Source organism: Pelagibius sp. 7325, from assembly GCF_037652055.1.
GTDB lineage: Bacteria > Pseudomonadota > Alphaproteobacteria > Kiloniellales > Kiloniellaceae > Pelagibius.
This window is the reverse complement of the sequence record NZ_JBBKAH010000012.1, coordinates 210,020-225,555: the sequence shown is the minus strand read 5'-3', so window position 1 is coordinate 225,555 and position 15,536 is coordinate 210,020. Positions and strand designations below refer to the sequence as shown.

General features: G+C 66.1%; 19 protein-coding genes and 1 pseudogene. 7 read left to right on the top strand and 13 right to left on the bottom strand.

The window, feature by feature from the left end; all coding sequences use genetic code 11:
- Nucleotides 1–137: 137 nt before the first annotated feature.
- The 5 genes from rfbA to WDC82_RS22585 all read right to left on the bottom strand — a co-directional run bounded on the left by rfbA (nucleotide 138) and on the right by WDC82_RS22585 (nucleotide 3,931).
- Complete coding sequence (gene rfbA, locus WDC82_RS22605) at nucleotides 138–1,007, bottom strand: glucose-1-phosphate thymidylyltransferase RfbA (RefSeq protein ID WP_340119684.1); 870 nt, start codon at nucleotides 1,005–1,007, stop codon at nucleotides 138–140.
- The gene (rfbD, locus tag WDC82_RS22600) at nucleotides 1,004–1,888 is read right to left on the bottom strand and encodes a dTDP-4-dehydrorhamnose reductase (RefSeq protein ID WP_340119683.1); all 885 of its coding nucleotides are present in this window, start codon (nucleotides 1,886–1,888) and stop codon (nucleotides 1,004–1,006) included. Before rfbD ends, rfbA begins: the two co-directional genes overlap by 4 nt.
- The gene (gene rfbB / locus WDC82_RS22595) at nucleotides 1,889–2,959 is read right to left on the bottom strand and encodes a dTDP-glucose 4,6-dehydratase (RefSeq protein WP_340119682.1); all 1,071 of its coding nucleotides are present in this window, start codon (nucleotides 2,957–2,959) and stop codon (nucleotides 1,889–1,891) included.
- Nucleotides 2,960–2,989: 30 nt separating this feature from the next.
- Nucleotides 2,990–3,556, bottom strand: coding sequence for a dTDP-4-dehydrorhamnose 3,5-epimerase (gene rfbC / locus WDC82_RS22590; protein WP_340119681.1), 567 nt, complete (start codon nucleotides 3,554–3,556; stop codon nucleotides 2,990–2,992).
- Between the two features lie 78 nt (nucleotides 3,557–3,634).
- Complete coding sequence (locus tag WDC82_RS22585) at nucleotides 3,635–3,931, bottom strand: hypothetical protein (RefSeq protein ID WP_340119680.1); 297 nt, start codon at nucleotides 3,929–3,931, stop codon at nucleotides 3,635–3,637.
- Between the two features lie 286 nt (nucleotides 3,932–4,217).
- On the opposite strand from WDC82_RS22585, the gene ggt reads away from it, so the two are divergent.
- Both ggt and WDC82_RS22575 read left to right on the top strand, forming a co-directional pair.
- Entirely contained in the window at nucleotides 4,218–5,825 is a 1,608-nt protein-coding gene (ggt, locus tag WDC82_RS22580; protein ID WP_340119679.1) for a gamma-glutamyltransferase, read from the top strand.
- A 56-nt stretch (nucleotides 5,826–5,881) separates the two neighbouring features.
- Nucleotides 5,882–6,586, top strand: a complete 705-nt coding sequence (locus WDC82_RS22575) for a ribonuclease activity regulator RraA (RefSeq protein ID WP_340119678.1) — start codon at nucleotides 5,882–5,884, stop codon at nucleotides 6,584–6,586.
- Between the two features lie 13 nt (nucleotides 6,587–6,599).
- Here the strand turns inward: WDC82_RS22575 and WDC82_RS22570 are convergent, their stop codons facing one another.
- A complete protein-coding gene (locus WDC82_RS22570) occupies nucleotides 6,600–7,964 on the bottom strand; it encodes a HAMP domain-containing sensor histidine kinase (RefSeq protein ID WP_340119677.1) in 1,365 nt (454 codons plus the stop codon).
- 327 nt (nucleotides 7,965–8,291) lie between these two features.
- Between WDC82_RS22570 and WDC82_RS22565 the strand changes: the two genes are divergently transcribed.
- Nucleotides 8,292–9,605 (top strand): cyclopropane-fatty-acyl-phospholipid synthase family protein, encoded by a 1,314-nt coding sequence (locus WDC82_RS22565; protein WP_340119676.1) that lies wholly within the window; start codon nucleotides 8,292–8,294, stop codon nucleotides 9,603–9,605.
- Nucleotides 9,606–9,853: 248 nt separating this feature from the next.
- Nucleotides 9,854–10,945 (top strand): putative zinc-binding peptidase, encoded by a 1,092-nt coding sequence (locus WDC82_RS22560; RefSeq protein ID WP_340119675.1) that lies wholly within the window; start codon nucleotides 9,854–9,856, stop codon nucleotides 10,943–10,945.
- 14 nt (nucleotides 10,946–10,959) lie between these two features.
- Here WDC82_RS22560 and WDC82_RS22555 read toward each other — a convergent pair whose 3' ends face one another.
- The 5 genes from WDC82_RS22555 to WDC82_RS22535 all read right to left on the bottom strand — a co-directional run bounded on the left by WDC82_RS22555 (nucleotide 10,960) and on the right by WDC82_RS22535 (nucleotide 12,901).
- Nucleotides 10,960–11,310, bottom strand: a complete 351-nt coding sequence (locus WDC82_RS22555) for a hypothetical protein (RefSeq protein ID WP_340119674.1) — start codon at nucleotides 11,308–11,310, stop codon at nucleotides 10,960–10,962.
- 168 nt (nucleotides 11,311–11,478) lie between these two features.
- Complete coding sequence (locus WDC82_RS22550) at nucleotides 11,479–11,661, bottom strand: FYDLN acid domain-containing protein (RefSeq protein ID WP_340119673.1); 183 nt, start codon at nucleotides 11,659–11,661, stop codon at nucleotides 11,479–11,481.
- A gap of 100 nt (nucleotides 11,662–11,761) precedes the next feature.
- Nucleotides 11,762–11,974: a hypothetical protein gene (locus WDC82_RS22545; protein WP_340119672.1), complete on the bottom strand. Its 213-nt coding sequence runs from the start codon at nucleotides 11,972–11,974 to the stop codon at nucleotides 11,762–11,764.
- Nucleotides 11,971–12,279, bottom strand: a complete 309-nt coding sequence (locus WDC82_RS22540; protein ID WP_340119671.1) for a hypothetical protein — start codon at nucleotides 12,277–12,279, stop codon at nucleotides 11,971–11,973. Before WDC82_RS22540 ends, WDC82_RS22545 begins: the two co-directional genes overlap by 4 nt.
- 22 nt (nucleotides 12,280–12,301) lie before the next feature.
- Nucleotides 12,302–12,901: a hypothetical protein gene (locus WDC82_RS22535; RefSeq protein ID WP_340119670.1), complete on the bottom strand. Its 600-nt coding sequence runs from the start codon at nucleotides 12,899–12,901 to the stop codon at nucleotides 12,302–12,304.
- Between the two features lie 622 nt (nucleotides 12,902–13,523).
- On the opposite strand from WDC82_RS22535, the gene WDC82_RS22530 reads away from it, so the two are divergent.
- Both WDC82_RS22530 and WDC82_RS22525 read left to right on the top strand, forming a co-directional pair.
- Nucleotides 13,524–13,733, top strand: a complete 210-nt coding sequence (locus WDC82_RS22530; protein WP_340119669.1) for a cold-shock protein — start codon at nucleotides 13,524–13,526, stop codon at nucleotides 13,731–13,733.
- Between the two features lie 221 nt (nucleotides 13,734–13,954).
- Entirely contained in the window at nucleotides 13,955–14,281 is a 327-nt protein-coding gene (locus tag WDC82_RS22525; protein WP_340119668.1) for a hypothetical protein, read from the top strand.
- Nucleotides 14,282–14,293: 12 nt separating this feature from the next.
- Here WDC82_RS22525 and WDC82_RS25215 read toward each other — a convergent pair.
- Nucleotides 14,294–14,446 (bottom strand): annotated as a pseudogene (locus WDC82_RS25215) (pentapeptide repeat-containing protein); the annotation flags it as partial.
- 126 nt (nucleotides 14,447–14,572) lie between these two features.
- Here WDC82_RS25215 and WDC82_RS22520 point away from each other — a divergent pair.
- A complete protein-coding gene (locus tag WDC82_RS22520; RefSeq protein WP_340119667.1) occupies nucleotides 14,573–15,118 on the top strand; it encodes a GNAT family N-acetyltransferase in 546 nt (181 codons plus the stop codon).
- A 15-nt stretch (nucleotides 15,119–15,133) separates the two neighbouring features.
- On the opposite strand, the gene WDC82_RS22515 is transcribed toward WDC82_RS22520, so the two are convergent.
- Complete coding sequence (locus WDC82_RS22515; RefSeq protein ID WP_340119666.1) at nucleotides 15,134–15,523, bottom strand: hypothetical protein; 390 nt, start codon at nucleotides 15,521–15,523, stop codon at nucleotides 15,134–15,136.
- Nucleotides 15,524–15,536 lie beyond the last annotated feature (13 nt).

The window sequence follows — 15,536 nt, the reverse complement described above, 5'->3', positions numbered from 1 at the left end:
ATAGCGGCCCGTGGCACATCCTTCGAGACGCGCTCCTGTCGGAGCGCTCCTCAGGATGAGGTCACCCTTTTCACTCCACCCTCATCCTGAGGAGCCCGCGATAGCGGGCGTCTCGAAGGATGCGCCGCGCACCAACCTCAGGGGTTATCGGCGATGCGCAGCAGGTAGTCGCCGTAGTCGTTCTTGCGCAGCGGCTCGGCCAGCGCTTTCAGCTGGTCGGTGGTGATGAAGCCCTTGCGCCAGGCGACCTCCTCCACGCAGGCGATCTTCAGCCCCTGGCGGTGCTCGATGGTCTGCACGAACTGCGCCGCGTCGATCAGGCTGTCGTGGGTCCCGGTGTCGAGCCAGGCGTAGCCGCGGCCCAGGCGCTCGACCTTCAGCTGGCCGGCTTCGAGGTAGCGGCGGTTGAGGTCGGTGATCTCCAGCTCGCCGCGCGCCGAGGGCTTCAGGTCGGCGGCGATGTTGCAGACCTGCTCGTCGTAGAAATAGAGGCCCGTGACGGCGAAGCGCGACTTCGGCTGGCGCGGCTTCTCTTCCAGGCTGACCGCCTGCCCCGCCGCATCGAACGCGACCACGCCGTAGCGCTCAGGATCGGAGACCTGGTACCCGAAGACCGTGGCACCGCGCTGCAGGCCGGCGGCGCGCATGACGATCTCCTGCAGGTTGCCGCCGTAGAAGATGTTGTCGCCGAGCACCAGCGCCGACTTCTCGCTGCCGATGAAATCGCGGCCGATGAGAAAGGCCTGCGCCAGCCCCTCGGGCTTGGGCTGCACGGCGAAATTCAGGTTCAGGCCCCACTGGCTGCCGTCGCCCAGCAGGTTACGGAACAGCGGTGCGTCGTGCGGCGTGGTGATGATTAGAATATCGCGGATGCCCGCCATCATCAGCACCGACAGCGGATAGTAGATCATCGGCTTGTCGTAGACCGGCAGCAGCTGCTTGCTGACCGCCAGGGTCACCGGATGCAGCCGGGTGCCCGAGCCACCCGCCAGAATGAGCCCCTTCATAAATCCCCCTCTTCGTCCGGCAAAGCCGCCAGCGTCTCCAGCACCGCCGTCAGACCCGCGCGCCAGTCGATCGCCGCCTCGCCGAAGGTGGCCTGGAACAGCCCTGAATCCAATGTTGAGTCGGCCGGGCGGCGCGCCGGCGTCGGATAGTCGGCGGTCGCGATCGCCGCCAGCTTGGGCCGCGGCCGCCCGGTGATCTCGCGCTGCGCGGCGAAGATCGCCTGCGCGAAACCGTGCCACGACGTCGGCTCCTCTCCGGCGCAGTGGTAGGTGCCGCGTGCCTCGTCGCCCGCCGCCGCGATGGCGCGGGCGGCCAGGGCCGCGGCCGGCGTCGGGCAGCCGAACTGGTCGGCGACAATGGACAGGCCGTCGCGCTCGCCGCTGAGGCGCAGCATGGTTTTCACGAAGTTGCTGCCCGCAGCGCCGAATACCCAAGCGGTGCGCAGGATGACATGATCCGCACAGGCCGCGCGCACCACCGCCTCGCCGGCCTCCTTGCTGGCGCCGTAGACGTTCAGCGGCCGCACCGCATCGTCCTCTACGTAGGGCGCGCCCTTTGCGCCGTCGAAGACGTAGTCGGTGGAAATATGGATGAGGCGCACCCCGGCGGCGGCACAGGCCTCCGCGACGTGGTTTGCGCCGTCGCGATTCACCGCGAAGGCCGCCGCCGCGTCGCGCTCGGCCTTATCCACGGCGGTATAGGCGGCGGCGTTGATCACGGCGGCGAAGCGGCCGGTGATCGCCGCGCGGACTTCCGATGCGGCGGTGATGTCGAGCTGGCGCCGGTTCAGGGCAACGAGATCCAGCGCGCGCGCCGCGGCCAGCACCCTGACCTCATGGCCGAGCTGACCGTCGGCGCCGAGCAGCAGCAGCGGCCCCATCTAGCCGGCTTTCGTCGATTTCGAGAGCCCGAGGCGTTCGCCCTGGTAGCGCCGCTCCAGGATGCCCTGCCACCAGTCGCGGCGGTCGAGGTACCAGGCGACGGTCTTTTCAAGGCCCGAGGCGAAGGTCTCCTGCGGGCGCCAGTCCAGCTCGCGCGCGATCTTGGCGGCATCGACCGCGTAGCGCAGGTCGTGGCCCGGACGGTCGGTGACGAAGGTGATGAGGTCGCGGCGCGAGCCCTTGCCGCTTCCGCGCGGGCTCAGCGCGTCGACCAGATCGCAGATCATGCCGACGACGTCGATGTTGCGCATCTCGCTGTCGCCGCCGACGTTGTAGGTCTCGCCGACGCGGCCGCGGGTCAGCACGGCGACCAGCGCGCGGGCGTGGTCCTCGACATGCAGCCAGTCGCGCACGTTCTCGCCCTTGCCGTAGACCGGCAGCGGCTTTTCGGTCAGCGCGTTGATGATCATCAGCGGGATCAGCTTCTCGGGAAACTGGTAGAGCCCGTAGTTGTTGGAGCAGTTGCTGGTGACGACAGGAAGCCCATAGGTCTTGTGCCAGGCGCGCACGAAGTGGTCGGAGGCCGCCTTGCTGGCAGAATAGGGCGAGTTGGGGCGGTAGGGCGTCTCCTCGGTAAAAAGGCCCTCGGCGCCCAGCGCGCCGAACACCTCGTCGGTCGAGATGTGGTGGAAGCGGAAGGCGTCCTTCGCCGCGCCCTCCAGCGCGCGCCAGTACGCCGTCGCGACCTCCAGCAGCCGGTAGGTGCCGACCACGTTGGTCTGGATGAAGTCGGCCGCGTCGTCGATCGAGCGGTCTACATGGGACTCCGCGGCCAGGTGCATCACCGCGTCGGGGCGATGCTCGGCAAAGACCGCGCGCACCGCCGGGCCGTCGCAGATGTCGACCTTGGCGAAGGCGTAGCGCGGGCTCTCCGCCGCGTCCTCCAGCGCCTCCGGCGTGGCCGCGTAGGTCAGCTTGTCGAGGTTCACCACCGCATCGCCGGCAGCGATCAGGTGGCGGATGACCGCCGAGCCGATGAAGCCGGCGCCGCCGGTCACCAGGATTTTCATGGGGTTCCCCCTCTACCGCAACAACGCCCTCTAGGCCTCTGGTTCATATTGAAAAACTCTTGATAAATCCCTTAGCACCGGCCAGCCGCGATCGCGCTCCGAGAGCACCGCGCCGGCGCCTTCGGGCCAGTCGATGGCGAGAGTCGGGTCGTTCCACAGCAGGCCCTGCTCGGCTTGCGGGGCGTAGAATTCGTTCACCTTGTAAAGGACTTCGGTGCCCGGTTCGAGGGTGCAGAAGCCGTGCGCAAAGCCGGCGGGAATGAAGATCTGGTTCCACGCCGCGGCGGAGATCACCGCGCTGACGTGCCGCCCATAGGTCGGCGAGCCCCAGCGCAGGTCGACGGCGACGTCGAAGACGGCACCGCGCACCACCCGCAACAGCTTGGCCTGGGCCTTGGGCGGCACCTGGAAGTGCAGCCCGCGGACCGTGCCCGCCTCGCCCGACAGTGAGTGGTTGTCCTGCACAAAGTCGGCGTCGATGCCAGCTTCGGCGAAGACCCGCTTGCTATAGGTCTCGGAGAAGAAGCCGCGGTGATCGCCGTGCTTCGCCGGCTTGAGGATCACCACGTCCGGAATCGCCAGGCGGGTCACGTCCATCGAACAAACTCTTTCATCGCACAACAGAAAGGCCTCGCGCCCGCACGGCCCGAGTCCCGGTGGCGATGATACCGTAATTCAGGTGCGCTGGCTGGCCTGTCTCAGCGGCAGGACGACGGCCCCGGCGGAGATCTCCGCCGGCGCAGGCGGCGCCGGCCGGCTGAGCGACATGATCTCGATGCCCTGCTTGATGAGATAGGCTTCGGCGGCGGCGCGCGCGGCGGCGTGCGAATCCTCGAAGCCCTCGGCGTAGAATTCGCCCTGCAGCTTCCAGTTCACGCGCCAGCGATAGCCCGTGCGGCCGCGCGGGCCGTTCGGACCCGGGTTTCCCGGCCAGGGTTCGACGATGAGGTTATAGTTCTTGAGACCGTGCATCCCGACGCCGACTCGTGAGCGCTTGCGCGTGCAAGGGGTGTCGCGGGGCCAAAGCCCCATCAATTCACTATAATCGAAATGCCGAGCCGAGTTGATGAAAAATTTCGGGCTAGCCCCGGGAAAAGGTGTCGGTCGCCCCGGCCCCGGACCGGCAGCCCAGCGCCGGATCGGGCCAAGAACTCTTCCCAAGCGCGGCCGCGCCCGCTACATCAGGTCACTTGCGGGGATAAAGCGCTGTTCCGCTCAAGAAACCGGCCGCCCCAGTACAAGGAACTAATTGGAAAGCATGCGAAATCTGGATCTGCCCGGCCGTTCGGTCGCCCGCTCGCTGAACGGCATGGCGGCGACCTCCCACGGCCTGGCGACACTCACCGCGCTGGATGTGCTGCGCGACGGCGGCAACGCCATGGATGCGGCGGTGGCCGCCTGCGCCGTGCAGGGCGTGGTGGAACCGCAGTCGACCGGCATCGGCGGCGACTGTTTCGCACTCTACGCGCCCCAGAGAGGAACTGGGGGCAGCAGCGAGATCGTCGCCTTCAACGGTTCCGGCCGCGCGCCGGAGGCGGCGACGCCCGAGTGGTTCGCCGCCCAGGGCATCGACAAGATCGAGCGCCTGACGCCGCATTCGGTCACCGTGCCCGGCGCGGTGGATGCCTGGGCGCAGTTACTGCGCGACCACGGCACCCGCAGCCTGGGCGACATGCTGCAGCCGGCGATCCGCTGCGCGCGCGACGGTTTCGTGGTGACCGAACGGGTCTTTGCCGACTGGGAAGACGAAGTCGAGGTACTGTCACACGACCCCAACACCAGTGCCCTCTACCTGCCCGGCGGCAAGACCCCGGCGCTCGGCAGCGTGCAGCGCCAGCCGCTGCTGGCGGCGAGCCTGGAGCTGATCGCCATGGAAGGCCGCGACGCCTTCTACAAGGGCGGCATCGCCGCCGACCTGGTGGCGCACCTGCGCGGCCTCGGCGGGCTGCACAGCCTGGAAGACTTCGCCGCCGCCGGCGGCCAGTACGTCGATCCGATCAGCAGCCGCTACAAGGGCATCGACATCTACCAATGTCCGCCCAACGGGCAGGGCGTCATCGCGCTGTTGCTGCTGAACATTCTCGCCGGCTTCGACCTGCCATCGCTGGGGGCGATGAGCGCCGGGCGCCTGCACCTGGAGATCGAGGCGACCCGCCTCGCCTATCGGGCGCGCGACGCCCACCTAGCCGATCCGGCCCAGGCGGAGGTGCCGCTGGAGCAGCTGCTGTCGGCCGACTACGCGGCGGAACTGCGCCGGCAGATCCGCACCGACCGCGCCACGGTGGCCCCGGCCCCGGCGCCGGTCGCCGCCCATGCCGACACGGTCTACATCAGCGTCGTGGACAAGGACCGCAACGCGGTCAGCTTCATCAACTCGCTGTTCGGATCCTTCGGCAGCGGCATCACCGGACCGAAGAGCGGCGTCGTGCTGCACAACCGCGGCATGTCCTTCTCCGTCGATCCCGCGCATCCGAACTGCATCGCCCCGGGCAAGCGCCCGATGCACACGATCATTCCCGGCATGGCGGTGAAGGACGGCCGAGCCGTGATGCCGTTCGGCGTCATGGGCGGCCACTACCAGGCCGCCGGCCACGCCCGCTTCATCACCAACCTCATCGACTACGGGCTGGACGTGCAGCAGTCGATGGACCTCGCGCGCCTCTTTCCGCACCCGGCCAAGGACGCGATCGAGGTCGAGAGCGGCGTGCCCGCCGAGGTGCTGGCGGAACTGGAGGCGATGGGTCACCGTTTCCAGGCGGCGGAGGGGCCGATCGGCGGCAGTCAGGCGATCCAGATCGACTGGGAGGCCGGCACGCTCGCCGGCGGCTCCGACCCGCGCAAGGACGGCTGCGCCCTGGGTTATTGATCGGGACCAATAATCCGGAGGCCTGACCCAGATTTCCAACCAGGGAGTTTCTACTCGTGTTCCTCGATTCAGCGCTGCGCGAAGCCTATGAGAGCATCACCACCGCCACCATCACCACCATCCTGCTGAAAAAGGGGCTCCGGAACGTCGCCCTGCGCGGCCCCAAGCCGCTGCGGACCTGGGGGCGCCTGGTCGGCCCGGCCTTCACTCTGCGTTTCGTGCCGGCGCGCGAGGACCTGGCGACGCCGGCCTCCTGGTCCTCGCCGACCTCCACACGCGGCGCCATCGAGGACATGCCCGAAGGCGTCATTGCCGTGGTCGACGCCATGGGCGTGCAGGATGCCGGCATCTTCGGCGACATCCTCTGTGCCCGCATGGCCAAGCGCGGCGTCACCGCCCTGGTGACCGACGGCGCGCTGCGCGATATCGAGGGTGTCGAGGGCACCAACCTGCCGGTGTGGTGCAGCGGCGTGGCCGCGCCGCCTTCGGTTGCCGGGCTGACTTTCGTCGGCTGGCAGCAGCCGGTCGCCTGCGGCGGCGTCGCCGTGTTCCCCGACGACCTGATGATCTGCGACCGCGACGGCGCCGTGGTGGTGCCGCAGGCGCTGATCGAGGAAGTCGCCGAACTGGGCCTGGAGCAGGAGCGCCTGGAAGGCTGGATCATGAAGGAGGTCCAAAACGGCGCCAAGCTGCCCGGCCTCTACCCGATCAACGACGAGAACCGCGCGCGCTACGAGGCGGAGACGAAGAAGGGCGGCTGAGCCGCGGCGGCGGTCACCGGTCGGGAGCGGAAGCGTACAGCGTGAAGCTGCCGGTCATGCCGCCGCCCGGATTTTCGGACAGCCAGACTCTTTGACCGTCATGGCGGCAGAGCTCCCGGCACAGGATGAGCCCCAGGCCGGCCCCCCCCTCGCCAGCCGTTCCCCTGCGGCTGCCCGTGTCGCCGCCGCTCGCCTCCGCACCGGCAGGCACAAGGCCGATGCCTTCGTCGATGACCGAGACGACCACCTGGCCGCTCTGACGGCTTGAGGTGATCGTGATCTGCGAACCCGGCCGGGAGAACTTCAAGGCGTTCGAAATGAGGTTCCGCAGAATCATTTCCGCATGCCGGCGAACGCCGTAGGCCGAGGTGACGGCCAGCGCGTTGCGGATCGTGATGTCCTTCTCGCTCGCCTTGGCGGATTGAGACGCCACCGCTGAATCGACCACGGTCGCCAGGTCGAGAAGCTCCGCGAGCGGCATGCCTTCTTTGATTTCCGCGTGTCCCCACACCAAAAGATCATCCAGGAGAGCCAGCACAACGCGCGCCTCCTCGCTCAGCTTGGCGGCGAGATCCTGAACTTCGTCCTTGCAGTCCTTGGTGAAGGCGACCTGGATGAGATCCGTCAGATTGACCAGGCCGCCGAACGGTGCCCTCAGGTCGTGGGCCAGGATGGAGAACAGGCGCTTCCTGGCGGCAAGCTCCCTTTCCAAGGAACGGTGCAGCCCGGAGATCGTCATGACGGCGAAGCCGATGCCGGATGCAAACGAAAGTGCAACGATATCAATGAACGCGAGCGCGTGGATGCTGGACGCCGCCATGAAATCCCCAATGTCGCGTTCCAAGAGCAGCGTGTAGCCTCCCCTGAAAAAATGGAAGGCCGCATGCGCCGTGAACATCAGCGCCATCAGGCGGTCGATGGGACTGCGGACCTCCTGGTCGCGATGCCACAGCCACCAGCCCGATGCGCCTGCGAACAGCGACAGCGCCAGAGAGATAGCAACAACGCGCAGCGCCGTATCGGGCGCGACAAGGCCGAAGACGACGAAGGCAGTCAGCGACGCCGCAAGCACGACCGCGACGCAGGTGAAGGAATAGGAGCGACCGCAATAACGCTCAATTCCGAGCAGAAACAAGCCGTGCGAGCCGGCAATCGCCACATTCGCCAGGACAATCGTGACCGCGTCGGGCAGCACGTACCGGAAGGCCAGGCACACGAGACCGAGCGCCAGCAGGATTCCGCCGCCGGCCCAGAGCAGCGTTGCGGCGGAGCGCGGTGCCGTCCGCCAAAGAATGGCGAGCAACACCCCCTGCATGACCGCCGACAGCGTCGCGATGAAAGCCAGGGTGCGAATATCGAGGCTGAGATCAGTCGGCATCGCGTTCTCGATGCAGCAATGAGCCCTGCGCTATCCTCGCTTAATTCGCAAGGAAATGAACAGACCATTCAACATTCCCGCTACGGCCAGTTTCAGCCGGATGCCTGGCTCTACTCTGGGGTGCACTGCAGGGGGGTGAACGGCCGGTCCGGGGGTTATGGTGCCCCATCGCCGGATCGACGGGGGAACAAGCGCCCGCCGTGAAGCGGCGAGGAAAAAAGGCGGCAGAGGAGCCATTCGTCCCCGCCGGACAAGCTGTGCTATGGTGGCGGCCGCCATTGAGAAGGAACCCTGAGCGGCCGATATGGTGCCTGGACGGAGATAGCGATGACCGGTCCCGAGACCATCGGCAGGCGCAGCACCGTAGACTTCGGTCTCAGGCTGGGCAGCCCGCTGCGAATGGCCTTGCGAAGCACCTTCAGCCGCTACAAGGACACGCCCCTCACCTATGAGGTCGTGTTCGCCGACGGCGGCATCTACCGGAACCGCCCCGGAGAGCCCGAGCTCTCGATCCGGTTCAAGTCCGTCGGGGCGGAGATCCGCACCGCCTTGTTCACCGACATGGGCCTGCTGGACGGCTACTTCGACCAGACCATCGACATCCACGGCGACATTGCGGCACTGGTGAAGCTGGATGCCCATGCGGCCGAGGACCTGACCACCAAGAACTCCGGCGGGCCGCATGCCAATCCCCTGAACCGGCTGCGGAACTGGTGGCACAAGGTGCGTCACGACGCGCGCACGGCGGCGCAGTCCAAGGCGAATGCCGAAGCGCATTACGACCTGCCGAACGAGTTCTTCGAAATCGTGCTGGGCCCGACCTTCGGCTACACCTGCGCGTATTGGGGCGAGCACACCAGGACCCTGGATCAGGCGCAGCACGACAAGTACGACCACATCTGCAAGAAGCTGGCGCTCGTGCCTGGCTGCAGCCTGGTCGAGGTCGGTTCCGGCTGGGGCTACCTGTCCCTGCTTGCGGCCAGGGCCTACGGCGCCATCGTGGACAACTATGGCCTCGTCAAGGAGCAGAACGACCACATGCAGCGCCAGATCGCCGCGCAGGACCTCGGCGAGCGCGTCCGTATCCTGGAGCGCGAGCACCGCGCGCTGGGCGCCGACGGCCGCCAGTATGACCGCTATGTCTCGGTCGGCGTCTACGAGCATGCCCAGGAGAAGTACCTGGAAGACTGGATCGCGAGCATCGCGCGCGGCCTGAAGGAGGGTGGCATCGGCGTCCTTCACTTCATCGGTCATCAGGAAAAGCGGGAAACCAACTACTTCATCCGGCAGCACGTGTTCCCCGGCTGCTACGTGCCCGAGTTCGATGAAACCGTCCGCCTGATGTCCAAGCACGGCCTGGAGGTGCTTCACGTCGAGAACCTGCGGCGCCACTACGCCCTGACGCTGGATTGCTGGGCGGAGAACTTCCGCGCCAACTGGCAGAAGATCCAGGCGCTCGATCCGAAGCGCTTCGACGAGGGCTTCAGGCGCCGGTGGGACGCCTACTTCAGGCTCTGCGCCGAGGGCTTCCGCACCCCGAACAACCTGCAGCGCCTCTATCAGATAACCTTCAGCAAGGGGAACACGCCGGACTACCCGATGACGAACGCGTTCATCTACCGGCAAGGCGCCGAGGACTGAGACGCCGGCCCGGAACGCTGCCCCCCCGGCGCCCGTTTTTCCGGAGCCTATCGCGATTCGACGGAACCGCTGGCGGTTTCGGCCGTTTCCGTGACTCCGCTCAACAACAAAAAGGCAGAGCAGAATGACACCGGTCACGGTGCGTTGGAGGTCGCCGAAGGCGATATCATCCGACCATTATCTGCTCTAGGCTTCGTCATGCCCTCTCTAAAGCACAGTCCCGCTACCGCTGTCGGCGGAGAAGCCCGGTGAAACTGTTCGAGTGCCAACATTGCGGCCAGCTCGTCTATTTCGAGAACACGCACTGCGAACGCTGCGGCCATCTGCTGGGCTATCTGCCCGAACAGGCCGAGCTCAGCGCCGTCGAAGCGACCGGTCAGGATACCTGGCGGGCCCTGGCGGCGCCCGGCCCCCTCTTCCGCTTCTGCGCCAATTCGAACCACGATGCCTGCAACTGGCTGGTGGCGGACGACAGCGGCGATGCCTTCTGCCGCGCTTGCCGCCTCAACCGGACGATCCCGGACCTGGACAGCGGCAACAATCGGCTGCTGTGGCAGCGCATGGAAGCCGGCAAGCACCGGTTGGTCTACGCGCTGCTGCGCCTCGGCCTACCGGTGGTCAGCAAGCATGACGATGCGAAGGGACTGGCGTTCGATTTCCTGTCGGACGCCGGCTCGGCGTTTCAGGAAGGCCCACAGGTGATGACCGGCCACGCCGAAGGCCTCATCACCATCAACCTCGCCGAGGCCGACGACGTCGAGCGCGAGCGCCACCGCCGCGACATGGCGGAGACCTATCGCACCATCCTCGGCCACTTCCGCCACGAGAGCGGGCATCACTACTGGGAACGCCTGGTGCGCGACGGCGTGTGGCTCGACGCTTACCGCGAGCTGTTCGGCGACGAGCGGCGGGACTATGGCGAAGCCCTGAAGGCACACTACGCCGGTGGGCCGCCGGCCGGCTGGCAGGAGCGCTTCGTCAGCACCTACGCCAGTTCACACCCCTGGGAGGACTTCGCCGAGACCTGGGCCCACTACCTGCATATCGTGGACACCCTGGAGACCGCCGAGGTTTATGGCCTGCGCATCGAGGCCAAAACCGGGCGCACCGCGCCGCTGGCCATGGCCATCGACTACGACCCCTACCGGCAAGACGATTTCGACGCGCTGATGGCGGCCTGGCTGCCGCTCACCCAGGCCGTCAACAGCCTGAACCACAGCATGGGCCAGCCCGATCTCTATCCCTTCGTGCTGGCCCCGGCGGTGGTCGGAAAGCTACGCTTCGTGCACGGGCTGGTTCACCAGCCCGTGCAGCAGTCTTGGAAAAGCATGACGGACTAGAGAGCCCTGCCGCTCTAGAACTGCTCGGCGAGCTTTTCCATGCAGGCGCTCGCAACCGCGCGGTTGGGGTCGCTCGACCCGGGCATGGTGGCCCAGCCGGCTTCCATCAGCATGTCGCTGCGCTTGTAGCGGTTGGCCGCTTCGAGTTGCGCGAGCGTCGAGGTCAAGCGTGGGTCCTGCTTGGACTGTTCGACGCAGATCGGCACCAGGGCCGCGACGACTTCGTTGCGGGCCTGGTCGGAAGCCATCTTGCCGGCGGTGCCGCCGGTCACCCAGCCACCCCACGAGAAACCGACGATGGCCAACGCGACGGCGCCGGCCGCGGCACCAAGCAGAGCGGGTTTCAGCCATTCGGGAGCATTCATTATAAGGTCCTCCACTCAGGGAAAAACCATTTCTCCCCCAGAACCAATCATCATACAGAAAAGCTCAAATATAGCACGGCCCAATATAATAAAATATCTGGCTGCTGATTATAAGAAGCCGATGTATTTGAATCGGATCATTATAATTATCCTGATTTTTATTTTCCGTCAGGGATAGCTGCGAAACGATGGCGTCTTGCCGGTGCGCACTGGCCGGTTCGACCGCAGCAGTTTCGCCGGCGCAGGCTTGGCGCCGCATTTCGGGCAGGCGACGACCGCCTTCAGCATGTCGTAGTACTTGCACTCGCACTCCGGGCAGAGGTGCTTTAGCCCGCGTTCGTTCCGTTCCATCTGTTCACTTTCCTTCGGGTTACGGGGCAGCGTCTCGCCGGGCGATCGCCCGCGAGCCGGCCGCCGCCGGGTTGTCGTCGAAATCGAGGCGAAACGCGCCTTAGCGTCTGCTGCTGGAGGTGGAGGCCCGCACCGGGATGCCGCTGCGCCAGGTGGACGAACCCTTGCAGCGCAGGCAGACCCGCTCACCCGCCCACTGGCTGGGGAAGTCGGTCTGGCAGCGCAGACATTGGCGCACCTGCGGCTCGCCCCTGTGGATCTGGCTGCTCGATTCCTCGGTGTCCAAGCGCCTCTTGATGGCGGTATCGGTCATAGCGTTCCTTTCGCGCTCTCGCATAGTCGGGTCAGATCGTCGAGCGTCCGCGCGATCAGTTCCTTGCGACGGGGATCCTGAGCCTCTGGAGTGGCGGCGAAGAGCTTGATGAGGTACTCGGCCTTGGCCGCTGCCTCGGGCCAGCTGCCCGCCGGCGTCACCAGGATTCTTTCCAGTTCCTCCTGGCGCGCCCGCAGCGCCTCCCGGTCGGCCTGGAACTCGTAAAGGCGCTGACGCCGCATTTCCGTCGCTTTCAGGCTGGCGATGCCGCGGCGGGCATCGAGATCAACGGGCTCATCCGTCATCGCAGGAGTATCCACCACCGGTTCAAGGCAGCACGCAGGCGTCCTGCCGCCTGTTGAACGGCCGGTTGCATTCCCAGTCGTTGCCCGAATAGTCCAGGTGGGCGTTTTCCGGCACCTCCACGCGCACGCAGGCCTCTTCGGTGGCACGGTAGCCGCGTTCGCACTCCCAGCCGGAGCCGTAGCCCGAATCCGACAGGAAGGCGTTCTGCGGCACCCGGATGACGATGCATTCGCCGGACAACTCGCGATAGCCGCGCTCGCACTCCCAGCGCACGCCCGAGGCATTCAGGTAGGCGTTGGCGGGCACGGCGATGACCGTGCAGACTCCGTTCCTCTCCGAAAAGCCGCGGCGGCACTCCCAGCCACGTCCATAGGACGACGCGGTGGCGATGGCGTTCGCAGGTACCGTAACGCCGACGCAGCGGTCGCCGACCTGGCGGTAACCGGTGTCGCACTGCCAGCCGCTGCCGTAACTCTTCGCGCTGGAATTCGCTGGGACCGCGCCGGTGTCGCCAGCGGCCCGCGCGGATCCCATCGGAACTGCCGTCAGCGCTAGGGCCGTCAGCATACACAGCAGCAGCGCGGTGAAGCCGCGCGCCCTGCTCGCTCGCATCCGGTTCATAGGCGATACTCCTGGCTGATCCGGGACGGCGGCTGAATGCCATCGCGCCCTGCGACGGCGGCGATCGCCAGATCGATTAATTTCTGCTGTAACCAGATAATATATAGTATTATTTTGCTTCTTTTCTAGTTCTATTAATACAATATAGAAAATTTTTTGAGCGTCACTGACAAATATATTAATGCCTTATCATTAGAATAATGCCGGCATTTACGAAGCACGATCAAGAAAACATAGCCGCGATTTACTACGCTGCAGGCATCCCAACCGGGCACTGCGGGCGCTGAACGCCGCTTCGACTGTAATTCCTCTTGAAGCGTCGACGCACCATCGCCCGCTCTGGCAGCCAAGGCGTTGTTCCCCCTCATAGTTCCTGGATCGTAGACAGCAAGTCGAAGTCCGCAGCACGAACGGGGGGCGGAGCGGGTCCGCGCTGGCGCATTGACTTCGCCGAAATTCCAGCTACATATGCGATACACGCGACGCATATGTTGGATGCTACCTAATACACCGGTACGCCGACTGCCTTAGTTACCCACTGACATTGTGAGCGTTTCACTCGCCGCGCGTGCGCTAGCCGCGGCGTGCGGCAATTCAGACTCCTGTTAGAGGATATCGAGCTATGGCTACTGGTACCGTTAAATGGTTCAACGCCACCAAGGGTTTCGGCTTCATTGAGCCTTCGGATGGTTCCAAGGACGCGTTCGTCCACATCTCCAGCGTCGAGCGCGCGGGTCTCAGCACCCTGCGCGAAGGCCAGAAGGTCTCCTACGACCTGCAGCCGGGCCAGAACGGCAAGGCTTCGGCGGAAAATCTCTCCGTCATCGACTGACGCCCTTCGACACCGCCTCCAACATCACGTTGGGGGCGGTCGTCGTTTTATCACCGGCGACACGGGCCTCTGACGGTCGCCGGGAGATTTGGGCAGCGGTACGGCCGCCGAGCTTGCACACGACGCAGTTTGCGGAATTACCTGCCTGAACTGCGACAAGAGGTCTCCCCCCAGCTTGCGTCCGGATTGTCCATGTCCGGATGAAACAGAGGAGTACCGCCATGTGGAAGTCGAACAGGTCGCGGGCCGAGCAGCAGTTCGCCTCGGGCCAGAAAAAAGATCAGACGGTCATCAAGCAGAAGGAAAAGACCCAGCGGGAGCGCGATGAGCGCATGGCCCGGCTGAGGGACCTTCGCCTTGCCAAGGAAGCGGCCGACGCCAAGGAAGCCGTTGACGCCGTCGGTGCCAAGGAAGCCGGCGGCAAGGCCGCGGCCGAGCAGCCCGCCGACGCGACGCAGGCCGCCGACACGTCAGAACACGCCGAGGCGCCCGAGAGCGCCGAGGAAATCTCCGCCCGCCTGCCCCGCGTCCACCCGCACCGCTCCTAACTCGGATCACGGTCACACGGAACCGCACGGCGGTTCCGTATGACCGTGCGATTCCGACATTCCTGAAAAGCGCGGCCCTGAAAAGCGCGGCCCTGAAAAGCGCGGCCCTGAAAAGCGCGGCCCTGAAAAGCGCGGCCCTGAAAAGCGCGGCCCTGAAAAGCGCGGCCCTGAAAAGCGCGGCCCTGAAAGGCGTCGGGGCGCCGGCTACGCCGCTGCAAGCCGTAGAGGGTCGCCCGCTCACCGCCCTTCGTCGTTCTTGCCTGCCTAGGCTTTCCTGCCTAGGCTCTTTGCATGTCCTTGGGAAAGCTGCTTCCCCGCTACCGCATCCGCCGCGGCAGGCCTGCCGACGCCGCGGGACTCTCTGCCGTCCATGAGCGCGCCGTGCGGGTGCTGGGGCGCCGCGTCTACAGCGATACGCAGATCGAGAGCTGGGTCCACGGCAACGGCCCCGCGCGCTATGTCGAGGCCATGCGCGACGAGGGCGAGATCTTTGAGGTGGCGGTGGCGCGGCTGCGCGGCATCGTCGGTTTCTGCTCCCTGAAGGGCGAAGAGGTGCGCAGCCTCTACGTCGATCCCGACTGGACGCGCCTGCGCGTCGGCAGTGCGCTGCTGGCGCGCGCCGAGGCGCTGATCGCTGAGCAGGGTCACGGCAAGGTCGTCGTCGGCGCCAGCCTCGCCGGGCTGCCGTTCTACGAGCAGCACGGCTATCGCGTGCTCAAGCACCGCCACTGGCGCAGCCACGGCGGGCTGATGATCCCCGCCGCCGACATGGAAAAGCCCATCGACGAGATGCTGCCGGGCGAGCGGCTGCCGCGCCGCGCCGGCCGGCGCGGCTGACGGCGATGGCATCCCTCACACGGCCTGCAGCGGCGGCTGGCTGAGGCAGAGAGTCTCCTCGATCGCGGTCAGGAAGCCCTGCCCGACCGTCGATTCCGGGTCCATCTCGCGCAGGATCCGGCGCAGCACCGTGCTGCCCTCGGGGAAACGGCGCATCTGAGCGACGGTCTCGCGGGCGAGACGCTCCCCCAGCGGCCAGTCGTCCTGAAACACGCCGCTATCCGCCGGCACGTTCCAATAGCGCCACGATCCGTCGGCTTGCTTGGTGACGGTGGGGAACGTCAGCCACTCACCCTCCCACCAGGCCGAGGCGCGCGCCGCCTCGCGCACGGCCTCGTCGAGCTCGCGGCGGTAGGTCTCGAGATCGGAGACGGACTTGTCGGCGACCATGGCTTTGCTCCCCAAGATATGTGCTCCC